7 protein-coding genes and 2 pseudogenes are annotated in these 13,500 nt (G+C 56.9%); 8 read left to right on the forward strand and 1 reads right to left on the reverse strand.

The genetic code is table 11. The annotated features are described in order from the left end of the window. Window positions 1-102: pseudogene (locus tag GOB87_RS12160) on the forward strand (IS5-like element ISMex42 family transposase); the annotation flags it as partial. Between the two features lie 65 nt (window positions 103-167). Here GOB87_RS12160 and GOB87_RS12165 read toward each other — a convergent pair. Continuing rightward, window positions 168-606: pseudogene (locus GOB87_RS12165) on the reverse strand (transposase); the annotation flags it as partial. 135 nt (window positions 607-741) lie between these two features. Between GOB87_RS12165 and mobA the strand changes: the two are divergent. The 7 genes from mobA (at window position 742) to GOB87_RS12200 (ending at window position 13,496) form a co-directional block, all read left to right on the forward strand. Beyond that, on the forward strand, window positions 742-1,332 hold the full coding sequence (gene mobA, locus GOB87_RS12170; RefSeq protein ID WP_166317143.1) for a molybdenum cofactor guanylyltransferase: 591 nt from the start codon (window positions 742-744) through the stop codon (window positions 1,330-1,332). 706 nt (window positions 1,333-2,038) lie between these two features. Beyond that, on the forward strand, window positions 2,039-3,283 hold the full coding sequence (locus GOB87_RS12175; protein ID WP_194303342.1) for a nitrate/nitrite transporter: 1,245 nt from the start codon (window positions 2,039-2,041) through the stop codon (window positions 3,281-3,283). A gap of 105 nt (window positions 3,284-3,388) precedes the next feature. Beyond that, window positions 3,389-4,975, forward strand: a complete 1,587-nt coding sequence (locus GOB87_RS12180) for an alginate export family protein (protein WP_373320684.1) — start codon at window positions 3,389-3,391, stop codon at window positions 4,973-4,975. A 27-nt stretch (window positions 4,976-5,002) separates the two neighbouring features. Beyond that, window positions 5,003-7,903 carry a nitrite reductase large subunit NirB gene (gene nirB / locus GOB87_RS12185; protein ID WP_166317149.1) on the forward strand — a complete coding sequence of 967 codons (2,901 nt, stop codon included), beginning with the start codon at window positions 5,003-5,005 and terminating at the stop codon, window positions 7,901-7,903. Window positions 7,904-7,909: 6 nt separating this feature from the next. Beyond that, on the forward strand, window positions 7,910-11,893 hold the full coding sequence (locus GOB87_RS12190) for a bifunctional nitrate reductase/sulfite reductase flavoprotein subunit alpha (protein ID WP_166317152.1): 3,984 nt from the start codon (window positions 7,910-7,912) through the stop codon (window positions 11,891-11,893). Beyond that, window positions 11,893-12,501, forward strand: a complete 609-nt coding sequence (locus GOB87_RS12195) for an ANTAR domain-containing response regulator (protein ID WP_166317154.1) — start codon at window positions 11,893-11,895, stop codon at window positions 12,499-12,501. The genes GOB87_RS12190 and GOB87_RS12195 overlap by 1 nt, the downstream gene beginning before the upstream one ends. Beyond that, the gene (locus GOB87_RS12200; RefSeq protein WP_166317157.1) at window positions 12,501-13,496 is read left to right on the forward strand and encodes an ABC transporter substrate-binding protein; all 996 of its coding nucleotides are present in this window, start codon (window positions 12,501-12,503) and stop codon (window positions 13,494-13,496) included. The genes GOB87_RS12195 and GOB87_RS12200 overlap by 1 nt, the downstream gene beginning before the upstream one ends. Window positions 13,497-13,500: the final 4 nt, after the last annotated feature.

Genomic DNA, 13,500 nt, shown 5'->3' on the forward strand with positions numbered 1-13,500 from the left:
CTCAAGGAGTGGCGCGCTGTCGCAACCAGATATGAAAAAACAGCAACGTCGTTCCTCGCGGTCATCCACATCGCTGCCGCAGCAGACTGGATCAAGCCCTAACAGGCCCTAGGCGGCCGGGATCCCCTTTTTTAACCTCAGGCTTGAAGCTGTGCGGTGTGCCTTGAGATAGGTCGCATCAACGTCAGGTTCGCCACGTTTTCCGGCACAGGCCGGTAATAAACGCCAGACCGGTTATAAGCTGCAGCAGCGTGCATTACCGCACCATCGAAAGCCGGGGCCGTTGCAGGTCGGTCATTTGCCGCCTCTGATCACGCCCAACCGACCAGAGGCATCCCGTAAAAAATCCCGTTCCACCAACAGTTCGCCAATTTTCGCATGCAGCTTCTCCACGCCAACCGGACTGGCCGACGCTGTTGACCCCGACTTCCCGGAAAAGATACACGCCATCCCCTCGATCGCCTGGCGTTTCCATTGGGCGATCATCGTCTGATGCACACCGTGCTTCGACGCCAGCTCTGCCAGCGTCAGTTCACCACGGATCGCCTCCAGAGCCACTCGCGACTTGAACTCACCTGAATACCGTTTTCTCGTAACTTTACCCATAAAACCCGTTCTTTTTCAGGTCGGATTATAGCTTAATCATCTGTCCAAAATCAGGGCCTCCTTCCCCTATTCACATCATAAAATGAAATTGTAGTATTGGCGGAGAATCGCCATAAATGTTGCAATGTAACTGCAATGAAGAATGATATTTTGACTATGAAATCTCCAATTTTTGGTCTTATTCTTGCTGGTGGAAAAAGCATGCGAATGGGACGGGATAAGGCCGCGATATATTACAAGGGGCTTCCTCAGTTACAGCGCGCTTTTGATCTCCTTCAGAAGCATGTCGACAGTTGCTTTATTTCCATCAGAGAGCCTGCTTATGCCACTAATGTTCGCGCGCACTTTCCTTCGATAATGGACGATGTCGAACTGACGGGGCCAGCGGCTGGCCTGCGCGCGGCCCATCGTGCTTATCCTGAGGTCGCGTGGTTTGTTCTGGCCTGCGATATGCCTCTGCTGCAAGACGATGATATCAAGGAACTCATAACGGCTCGAACACTTGACGCAGATGGTGTGGTCTGGACGCCGAACGGGATTGAAATCTACCCACTGTGCGCAGTTTGGGAGAAAAAGACACTGTCTCAGCTCAATGAAATAAAAGACAACCATTACCGTCCTCTGAGATCATATCTTCAGAACGTAGTTAAGCTGGTCACACCTCATCCTGACCATTTTCTGAATGCTAACATTCCTGCAGACTGGGAAAGGCTCAAGAAGGTTTAAAGCTAGCGGGTGTTATGTATCTTCTTCTGATGAAGAAAGACGCGGAACAATGCCATCATGATCTGCGGAAGTTGTTCAACGGTCTTTGATATGTGATTCGTTACAGCATTGCGCGACGGGTGATGCCGAACGATCTTCGGGCTGTACTGCGTATCGCGGCGGCCAGAAGTCGGTCCATTGATTGAGGCCATTCAGCCGGCTACAAGACGGTAGTCTTGAACTGGCATGGACCGATCCGGGTTATACTGGATCAAATGCAGAGTATCATTTTTTCGGGTGCCTCGCGGCAGGGTAGGCAGGTCCGATGAACGAAAATAATGCCGCTCAATGCGCTTTGGTCGTCAGCACTTGGCCCACCATGGCTGCGGGGGGAAAGAAGTGACGCAGAGGGGACATCTATTCATCCATCTGCCGATACAGGTTTTGTTATTTCCAGCCTTGTCACGGAACTTGAAACAGATTTCGTCCTTCCTCCGTCAGATCAATGGATACTGAGTGCTGCGTGTTCAGTCATGGACTCGCGGAAAAGGTCGATAAAATATTTTGACATCGCAATGTTGCGTATGCAGAATGGTTTTGGTGATATGGTTCCCTGTACGCCTGTTCATTAATGGTGGTGAGCAGTGAGGAAACGATAGCATTAAACACGACACCTCCGGTGGACCAACGACGGTCTCCGTGCCTAAGTAAGGCGTCTCCGCCTATGATGCTGGAGACTGGATGCGATGACGTGGACAAAGGATTTCTGAAAGCCGGAAGCCCCCGTACCCTTCTGGCGGCATTCCTTTACTTCGATGTGTCTTTCATGGTCTGGGTCTTGCTCGGGCCATTGGGCATTTCGATTGCGCATGACCTGCATCTCAATGCCGGTCAGAAAGGCCTGCTGGTGGCAACACCAGTCTTGGCTGGTGCTCTGCTGCGTGTGGTGTGCGGCGCGTTTGTCGATCATTTTGGTCCGCGCCGTGTGGCGATTGCAGCCCAGATCTTTGTGATCGCTGGCCTTGCGTTGACGTGGCTGATCGCTCCGCACAGCTATGGCGCGCTGTTTGGTGTGGCGCTCGTGCTGGGGGTGGCGGGCGCGTCTTTCGCCATGGCGCTCCCTCTCGCCTCCGCTTGGTATCCTCCGCAGTATCAGGGGACGGCTCTCGGTATTGCAGGAGCGGGGAATTCCGGAACGGCACTCGCTGCTCTTTTCGCTCCCGGACTCGCTGCGCTGTATGGGTGGGTCAATGTTCTCGGACTGGCGACCCTGCCGCTGACAGCCGTTCTGATTGCGTTCTGCTTTCTGTCGCGAGAACCGCCGAAACGCCCGGCGGGAGGCGGTCTCGTCACATGGCTGCCTCTTCTGCGGAGTGCGGACTGCTGGGCGCTGATGTTCTTCTATGGTGTGACGTTCGGTGGTTTTGTCGGTCTAGCTTCCTTTCTGACCATCTATTTCAACGATCAGTATGGTCTCGCTCCTGCCGTGGCCGGAACCTGCACGGCATTGGTGGTGTTTGTTGGCTCCTTTGTGCGTCCAGTGGGGGGCGCTTTGGCTGACCGGTTTGGTGGAGAACGCACGCTCAGCATTCTGTATGCGCTGGCAGCCGTCATCTTTGCCCTGATCGGGTTCGGTCTGCCTACGATATGGCTTGCTTTTCCAGCCTTTTTCCTCGGCATGCTCGTTCTGGGGTTGGGGAATGGTGCTGTCTTCCAGCTTGTACCAACGCGCTTTCCGACAAGGGTTGGTATCCTGACTGGGCTGGTCGGTATGAGCGGTGGCGTGGGTGGTTTCTATCTTGCCTCTTCTCTTGGAGCCGCACGGCAGATGACGGGCTCCTATGGTCCGGGCTTTCTGTGCTTCGCCATGGTCGCCGTGGCGGCGTTTGCCTGCGTCATGGTCTGCCGCCGTCGCTGGACGGCGGGCGGAGATGAAATGCTGACAGAAGCGGGCGCTTCCGGCGCTCTTTAACTGCTCCCTTCCTCACCAGTTCCGGAGCATGATCCGATGATCCGTATATTTTCATCTCTTTTACCCGTGGCGCGTCCCGTGTTTTCAACGGGTGTCGTGGCTGGAATGTGTCTGGGTCACTCAGCTTGGGCTGATGCTGCGCAGGCTGATAATGGAAAGATTGCCCGTTCCCAGATAACCGGTAGTCCGTCGGCACTACAGGCGCATAAAAAAGCAGTAACCACTCCTCCTCCAGCACTTCACGGCCGAGATTGGGGCGTTTTCAACGCAGGGAAAGGCGTGGCGGCCGGTTTCGGCACCGTTGGCGCACCGGGACAGCCTCGCTGGGCTGAGGACTGGATCGGTCTCGCCACCATGTCACAGGCAAAGAAGCGCGATGACTGGTTCAACCGGCTGAAATACATTTCCCTGACAGACAAGGGCGACATCTGGTTATCCCTCAACGGCGAGGAGCGGTTGCGCTATATTTTCGAAAACCAGCCCATGATGGGGGCAGCCGGCAAAACCAACGCCAGTCGCGTGCTCCTGCGCAGTCAGTATGGCGCTGATCTGCATATTGGTGAGCATATCAGAGCTTACGCAGAATTTCTCTGGGGTGTCGCAGGTGGCTCGAATTACTACGGGTATCAGGCAGGCACGCAACGGGAGCGGCTTGATCTCCAGCAGGGTATTCTGGAGGTGAAAGGCAATCTTCTTGGCGCGAAAATGGGTGTGATCGGAGGGCGGCAGGTCTTTTTGGATGCGCCCGTGTCCATGCAATCGGGGCGTGATCTGCCAAACGTCCAGCAGACATGGGATGGTTTTCGCGGCTATGCTGTCTGGAAACGGTTCAGGGTCGATCTGTTTGACTTCATGCAGACAAACAAGCTGCCCAAAGACGTTTTTGCAGATGGTACAAACTACAGCGCCCGGATGTATGGCGTTTACACGTCAACCGCCTTGCCGAACTTCTCTGTCATGAGAACGAAGAGTCAACTTTTTGCTGATGTTTTTTTCCTCGGCTATCTGTTCAACGGCGCGCCCGCAGCCATTCCGACAACCACTGGAACGCAGGCCGGTTCGACGCGTCGGGATAATGCCGGGCTTCGGTTGTGGGGAAATATCGGACCTTTCGACGTCAGTCTGACAGGCGTCTTTCAGGGGGGAGAATTCCGTCCGGCCGGAGGGGGGAGCCCCACGCGTCCGGTGCGCGCCTATGCGGTGAACGGCGTATTCGGTTGGACGGCAAAAAGTCTCAAGGAAAAACCATCCTTTGCCTTGCAGGCAGACATGTTTTCGGGAGGCTCCTACCACAGCAAGGATGGCGCCGTGGGAACATTCGCTACGCCTTATTTTCCGCTACCTTACTATAATGATGTGACGCTGGCGCTGACATCGCAGAACCTGATCGGCGTCGGACCAGTCATCAGCGCCACGCCTCTGCCGCATGTGCTTGTAAAGCTGCATGTGCCGTTCTTCTGGCGGGAAAGCACCCAGGATGCGGTTTATGGCACTGGCAAGATTTATAGCTGGCGTAACAATTTGTCTGGTGGTTTCATTGGAGCGACTCCCCAGACGCAGGTGGCGTGGAACTTTGCGCCGCACTGGACATGGACGCATGACATCGCCGGTCTCGTGGCGTCGCGCGGCATGAGAAACGCGGGCGCGAAAGATGGCGCTTTCTACATGCAGACCATGGAATTCAAATTCTGAAATGGCTGTCCATCAGGAGAAACGATCATGACTACAGAAAGAAATATCGTCATTATCGGAAATGGTATGGTCGGCCATTACTGTGTCGAGCAACTCGTGATGCGTGGGCTGCATGAAACACACGCCATTCACATCTTTGGTAACGAACGGCACGACGCCTATGACCGCGTCCACCTGACGGATTACATGAGTGGACAGGACGCGCAGGCGCTCTGTCTGCACCAGCAGGACTTTCACCTGCATCATGGGATAACGCTGCATCGTGGTGTGCGGGTAACGCGCATTGATCGCAACGCCAAAACTGTGGAAAGCGAGGATGGGCAGTTGTCTTATGACACGCTCATTCTGGCGACAGGTTCCACCCCATTCGTGCCACCCGTTCCGGGAAATACCGGCACGGCGGGGCTCGTCTACCGCACGCTTGACGATTTGGACATGATCCGTGCCGCTGCGGATGGCGCATCGCGTGGCGTGGTCATTGGTGGTGGCCTTCTGGGGCTGGAAGCAGCCAATGCATTGGCAGGACTTGGCTTGTCCACGGCGGTTGTCGAATTTGCGCCACGCCTTATGCCTGTCCAACTTGACGAGGAAGGCGGACTGGCGCTCAAACAGCGGATCGAAGCGCTCGGTATCGAGGTGCTCACGGCCCACGCCACGCAGGAGATCGTTGCGGGTGAAACATACCGCCACCGTCTGGTTTTTGCCGATGGCACATCTCATGAAACCGATCTTGTCGTGTTTTCCGCGGGCATCCGGCCACAGGACTGGCTGGCCCGCGAATGCGGACTGGCTGTTGGAGCGCGAGGCGGTGTCGTCATCGACAATAGCTGCCGTACGTCCGACCCGGCCATTTTCGCGATTGGTGAGTGTGCCTGCTGGAATGGCATGGTTTTCGGTCTGGTTGCACCGGGTTACACCATGGCGCGTACTGTGGCTGCGACGCTGGTGGGTGACGATGATGTCTTTAACGGTGCGGATATGTCCACCAAGCTCAAGCTTCTGGGTGTGGACGTCGGTTCCATCGGCGATGCGCATGGCGCGACTTCCGGTAGCCGCAGCTATCGCTTCATCGGTGAGGTGGATGGTTCCTACAGACGTCTCGTTCTTTCTGCGGATGGTTCAGCCGTGCTGGGTGCGGTTCTGGTCGGCGACAATGCCTATTACGACACGATCCTTCAGTATGTGCAGAACGGTATCAAGCCGCCGGCCGATCCTGCCGCGTTGATCCTTACGCGTGGGGAAGGGGCGGAACTGCTCGGAGCGGACGCGCTGCCGGATACAGCCATGATCTGCTCGTGTCACAATGTCACGAAGGGGGCGATCTGCACGTCCATTGATGAAGGCTGCGCGGATCTTGCCACTCTGAAACAGTGCACGAAGGCCAGCACCGGGTGTGGCGGTTGTTCCGCGCTGCTCAAAAGCGTGTTCGAGACGGAACTGGAATCCCGAGGCATTACAGTCGATCGCAGTCTGTGCGAGCATTTTTCCTATACGCGACAGGAACTCTATTCGCTTGTTCGTGTGCATGGAATCCAGACGTTTGAAGACCTGATGGCGCAGTACGGCAATGGCGGACTGGGATGTGACATCTGCAAGCCCGCAGTCGGCTCCATTCTGGCATCGGCATGGAACAAGCCGATCACGGACCCGCTTTATATTCCATTGCAGGATACGAACGACACGTTCATGGCCAACATGCAGAAGAATGGCACCTATTCTGTCGTTCCGCGTATCGCAGGCGGTGAAATCACGCCGGAAAAACTGATCGTTCTTGGACAGGTCGCAAAGAAATACGGCCTTTATACCAAGATCACCGGCGGTCAGCGTATCGATCTATTCGGTGCGCAACTCGATGATCTGCCGGAAATCTGGACCGAATTGCTTGATGCCGGTTTCGAAACAGGTCATGCCTATGGAAAGTCTACGCGGACGGTGAAATCCTGTGTCGGCAGCACATGGTGCCGTTATGGCGTGCAGGACAGCGTGAGCAAGGCGCTGGATATTGAGAACCGTTACAAAGGACTGAGATCGCCTCATAAACTTAAGTTCGCTGTGTCGGGTTGTACACGCGAATGTGCGGAAGCTCAGAGCAAGGACGTGGGAGTCATCGCCACCGAGAATGGCTGGAACCTGTATGTCTGCGGCAATGGCGGCATGCGGCCGCGCCATGCAGAACTGTTCGCAACCGACCTCGATGCGGAAACGCTTCTGAAATATATCGACCGGTTCCTGATGTTCTATATCCGCACGGCCGACAAGCTTCAGCGAACATCCGTCTGGCGCGAAACCCTTGAGGGTGGGCTGGATTATCTGAAAGACGTGATCATCAATGACAGTCTTGGCATCTGTGAGGAACTGGAACAGCAGATGCAGATGGTTGTGGATCGCTATCACTGTGAGTGGCGTGATGCGCTGACGGATCGTGAAAAGCTCAAGAGATTTCGCACATTCGTGAATGACGCACGGCCTGATCCGAATATCCGCACCGTGCCTGAGCGGGATCAGGTCAAACCAGCAGACAATCTGCCTGAAACGTCTGTCACGGTAGGACCGTCAGATTGGACCGTGCTGTGTGGCGAGGAGGATCTGGTCAAGAAATCCGGTGTCGTGGCCTGGTATAATGGCAGCCAGATTGCTCTGTTCTTCCTGCCTGGGACACAGACTGATCCTGCGCGGGTCTATGCCATCGACAATCATGACCCGTTCTCGAACGCGAATGTTATCGGGCGTGGCATCATGGGAGACCTGAAAGGGCAGCTGGTGGTGGCGTCGCCGCTCTACAAGCAGCATTTTCGGCTTGAAGACGGGCATTGTCTGGAGGATCCCGCTGTGCGTCTACGGACATGGGACGTGCAGTTGTCAGACGGAAAGGTCGAGATCAGGGAGAAAGCGAGGACAGACGCCTTACCGGAACCTGTTCCCGCCTGACGTGCAATGGGAAAGGAAGAAATCCGCACCGTCTGTCCCTATTGCGGGGTCGGATGTGGAGTCATTCTGGAGGTCGCGAACGGACGGATTGCCAAGGTGCGCGGTGATACCGCACACCCTACGAATGGCGGCCGCCTATGTACCAAGGGCAGTTCCTGCGACAAGCCTGTTTCTTCCGATTTCCGTCTGAAGGAGGCGGCCCTGCGTCCTGAACGCGGCGGAGCGGTCGTGTCCGTTCCTATCCAACAGGCGATCGAGACCACGGCAGACAGACTGCGGACTATTCTTGATGAGCATGGTCCGGATGCTCTCTCTTTTTACGTCTCCGGCCAGATGTCGCTGGAGGCGCAGTATCTCATCAATAAGCTGACAAAGGGATTTGTCCGTAGCCAGTATATCGAGTCCAATTCGCGACTGTGCATGGCCGCCGCTGGGACCGGTTACAAACTCTCTCTCGGAGCTGATGCACCTCCGGGCAGTTATGAAGACTTCGACTGCACAAATCTGTTCTTTGTCATCGGCGCGAACATGGCCGACTGTCACCCGATCCTGTTTCTGCGTCTGATGGATCGCAAGCGGGCGGGGGCAAAGCTGATCGTCGTCGATCCACGCCGCACGGCGACAGCGGAGAAGGCCGATCTGTATCTTCCCATCCGTCCCGGCACCGATCTGGCGCTGCTCAACGGGATTCTGCATCTTCTGGTAAAAAATGACGCAATAGACAGGGGGTTTATCGCCAGATCTACCACGGGATGGGATGCCATGGAGACATTCCTCGCCGACTATGCGCCGGAAATGGTGGCAGAAATCACGGGGCTCCCCATGGAGGACATTCTTGCCGCCTCATCGTGGATCGCGGAAGCCGGCGAATGGATGAGCCTCTGGACGATGGGCCTGAACCAGAGCGTGGCGGGCACATGGAACACCAACGCCCTGTGCAACCTGCATCTCGCCACCGGCACCATCTGCCGCCCCGGTAGCGGTCCGTTCTCACTGACTGGGCAGCCCAACGCCATGGGAGGGCGGGAGATGGGCTATATGGGGCCGGGCCTGCCCGGTCAGCGCAGCGCGCTTGTCGCCGCCGATCGCGCTTTTACGGAAGACGTGTGGTCGCTTCCCGCCGGCACCTTGCGCGATGTCGGCGGAAACGGGGCCATCGCCATGTTCGAAGCAATGGAGCGTGGTGAGATCAAGGCCTGCTGGGTGATCTGCACCAACCCGGTCGTCACGGTCGCCAATCGCGGGCATGTCGTACGGGCGCTACAAGCGGCGGAGTGCGTGATTGTGCAGGATGCGTTCGCGGACAGTGAAACCACGGCCTTTGCGGACATCTTGTTGCCCGGCGCGTTGTGGGCAGAAGCGGACGGGGTGCAGGTCAATTCCGACCGCACCATGACGCTGGCCCGGCAGGCCGTCACGCCACCGGGCGAAGCGCTGGCGGACTGGGACATCATCGCACGGGTGGCGCGGGCCATGGGGTTCGAGAAGGATTTCGCCTTTACGTCTGCGGCGGACGTCTTCGCGGAAGCCAGTCGCTTCACCAATCCGAAAACCGGCTATGATATTGCGGGCGTGACCCATGCCCGATTGCGGGAAAATCCGGTGCAATGGCCTGCGCCTGCGGGTGACACGGAACTTCGGCATCCGATCCGCTATCTGCGCCCCGATGGTAGTGGTCCTGTATTCCCCACCTCCGATGGTAAAGGCGTTTTCTGGCCCCGGCCATGGATGCGTCCAGAGGAGTGGCCGGACGATAATTACCCTTTTGTGCTCAACAGCGGACGTCTGCAGCATCAGTGGCATACGCTAACCAAGACGGGCCGCGTGGACAGTCTGAACCGGCTCAACCCCGGTCCCTTTGTGGAAATTGCGCCGGAGGACGCCTCGAAACTGGGGCTCGTGCAGGATGACCGCGTGCGGATCACGTCCCGACGCGGCCAGATCGTGCTCCCGGCGCAGATTTCCTCACGTGTGCGCGGGGGAACGTGTTTCGCGCCCTTTCACTGGAACGATCGGTTTGGCGAGGATCTGACGATCAATACCGTCACATCCGACGTCGTTGATCCTGTTTCGCTGCAGCCGGGCTTCAAACTCTGTGCGGTGACATTGGAACGTGTGGAAAAACCAGTGTGTCCGGACGCCGACAGGCCGGAACCGCTCAATGGAGGATATCAGACCATGGCCCTGCGTTCCCTTGTCAGCCAGCTTGGTCTCGAACTGCCGACTCCCTCTGCTGTCGCGTCCATATCCGAAGAGGGCAGGGCATGGCTTTGTGGCTTTCTTGACGGCCTGGACCTCTCGCCGCCTGCAAATGGGGAGTTGCCCGTTCTACCTGCCTCGGCCCCTCTGTCGCCACAGGCACGCAGCCATATTGGTGGACTGCTAGCTGGTCTCTACAGTCGTGTTCGCACAGACACCGGGCCTGCGTCGACTCTGGTGCAGGAAGTGCTTCCAGCAGCGTCCGGCGTCATGGTGTGGTGGGCGTCGCAGACCGGACGGGCAGAAGAACTGTCAGGCACGGTTGTTACATGGCTGAAAGAGGCGGGACATGAGGTGGACGCAAAATGTCTCGCGGACTGTGCGCCTGATACGATCCTGTCAGGTAAAGCAATTTTCGTCGTTTCTACGTTCGGTGACGGTGATCCTCCGGACTGCGCTGTGCCGTTCTGGGACCGACTCAGGGAACGGGAAACACCATTGATCGACCTGACCTTCGCCGTCCTTGCTCTGGGTGATTCGTCCTATGCGAATTTCTGCGGTTTTGGGCGCGCTTTGGACGGACGGCTTCGGGAACTTGGGGCGACGCCATTTCTGGAACGCGCCGATTGTGAACCGGATTTTGACGAGGATGTCGAAGCCTGGCGTGGGACCATGCTGACGGCCTTGGGGCGGTCAAACATCGCATCTGAGTCTGCCACGCCTGCCATTGTGGAGAGAGTGCCAGAGTCCGCCGCCGGCACGCGTGATGCGCCGGCCATGGCGCGACTGAGCATCAATCAGCGCCTCTGTTCGGCCGACTGTGAGAGGGACACACGGCGGATCGGTCTCGATCTCAGTGAGACCGGACTGGACTGGGAGCCAGGTGATGCGCTTGGCATATGGCCGTGCAATCCTGAGGCTACCGTCGAAACAGTTTTTTCTGCGCTCGGGCTTCCGGAGGATGCTCCCGTCGTGTTGCGTGGATGCGGTACGGTGGGACTAAGGGAAGCGCTTGTGCGGCATCTCGATCTTTCCAAACCCAACAAGGCCATGCTGGCAGCACTCGGTGGCTGCAAGACGGGATTTCTTCCCGATCTTCTGAAGGAAGTCTCACTGAATGTGACGGCTCAGGACGTGCCCTCCCTGTTCCGCCGCATGCAGCCTCGCCTCTATTCCATCGCCTCTTCTCCACGCATCTCCGGACGGGTTGTGGAGCTTACCGTTGGCATCAATGTTTCACCCTGGCCGGGTGTGTGTTCGAATTGGCTCGCAGGGTTGGAAGATGGTGCGGCTGTCCCGGTCTTTACCCAGCCCACCACGCATTTCCGGCTTCCCCAGGATGATGGCGTGAGTGTTATCATGGTCGGGCCGGGGACAGGCATCGCGCCGTTTAGAGGGTTCCTTCAGGAGCGCGCGGCCCGGAAGTCGGAGGGCAGAAACTGGCTTTTCTTTGGGGAGCGTCATGCGGAAGAAAGCTTTTACTATCGTGAAGAAATGGATGCTTTTCTGAAAGAGGGATTGCTAACCCGGCTGGATACGGCGTTTTCGCGAGATCAGCCGGAGCGGATTTATGTGCAGGACCGGATGGAGCAGGCGGGGGCAGAACTATGGGACTGGCTGGGTGAGGGCGCATCGGTTTACGTCTGTGGCGATGCGGCGCGCATGGCCCGGGATGTGGACGTGGCCCTACGCAGGATCGTCGCGCGTCACGGTAATCTGTCCGCTGCCGATGCTGATGCATTCGTTACGAACCTGATGCGCGAGGGACGCTATCTGCGTGATGTCTACTGATGAAAGATGTTGACCGGTCTCGCGCGTCGCTCAAGGTTCTGGTTGCGGACGCCAATTCCAAACGTGGGCATGCGCTGTCGCAAACCCTGTGCGCGGACACGTCTCTTGAGGTGCTGACCGTTCCCGCAGGATTGGCTCTGATCGATGCGGTGCAACTGCACGGACCGGATGTCGTGCTGGTGGATATGGAAAGAGCAGATCGCGATGCACTGGACAGCATCCGGGCATTGTCCCGTTCGGCACTGGAACGGCCTGTTGCCCTGTTTGTCGATGAGGATGATGTGGAACTGATGGAGACAGCATTCGATACGGGTATCTGTTCCTATAACGTGCTGGAGGCGCTACCGCAGGACGTCAAGCCGCTCCTGCGTACTGCCATAGCGCTTTATGGGCGTTTCCGTCGTGTACGCGATGAGCTGGCGGAAGCGCAGCGTGCGCTTGCCGAGCGGCGGATAATCGAGCAGGCGAAAAGATCTTTCATGAAAAATGAAAAGACCGGCGAAGTTCAGGCGCATCGCTGGTTCCAGCGTCGCGCCATGCAGACGTCGCGTAAACTCGTGATTGTTGCACAGGAATATCTCGCGGCACAGAAAAATGGTGATGTATGATGACCGTACCGATTCGTATAGGTGTAATGAAACTGGCTGACAGCGCCCCGGTTATCATGGCGCAACAGAAGGGCATCTTTGCCCGGTACGGTCTGGAAACCGAGATCGTGGTTTCACCTTCATGGGCCAACATAGCTGATGGCCTTGCGTGGAATCGTCTGGATGCAGCTGTCCTTTTTGCACCTCTCGCCCTGATGACGATACTCGGACGCCGTGGGCACGATACGGTGCTGCGTCCTCTGAGCAGGATCAGCAGGGGCGGCAATACGATCATGCTCCGTGGCACTAATCCGGCTGAAGGTGTCTGGAGAATGGGTGGCGAAGGAAGGGAGATGTTCGACATGTGGCAGGCTTCCGTCGGGAGAAAACCGCGTATCGCCGTTGTGCATATCTATTCCACCCATCTTCTGATCCTAAGACGGTTTCTGAAGATGATCGATGTTGACATAGATCGCGAAGTTGAGATTTTGGTGATGCCACCTACCGATATGATCAGTGCCTTTTCAAAGGAGGAGATTGACGGTTGCTGTGTGGGAGCGCCGTGGGGAACAGAGGCGGAACGGATCGGTCTTGCTTTCTGTGCGGGAGGATCTTCCACGGTTCTTCCTGCCCATATTGAAAAAATTCTTGTAGTTTCAGATGCTTTGTTCAGAACCACAGATACGGATCAACGCATGTTTTCTGCCATGCAGGAGAGCCTATCCTTCTGCCAAATGTCTGAACATAGAGATGAGATTACAGAAACCCTGGCTCTTCCCCTGCCTGAAGGTGGCCTGATGCTGCCTCGGCAGGCGACATTTCGTATTCTTCCGGGTGGCGCGGCTCAGGAAGCACTTGGTTTTGCATCGGGTGTAGTGCAGCCCTCAGATATCAAGTGGATCATAAACGACATGGCGACGCTTGGGTGGCTGGGCCATGACGATTGCAGTAACCTTGTGTTCTGGACTGGTTCTCCAGACACCAGACTGGTCCATGCCGATACGTCTTCCTTATGAAATG

The organism is Acetobacter estunensis (assembly GCF_011516945.1).
GTDB classification, from domain to species: domain Bacteria; phylum Pseudomonadota; class Alphaproteobacteria; order Acetobacterales; family Acetobacteraceae; genus Acetobacter; species Acetobacter estunensis.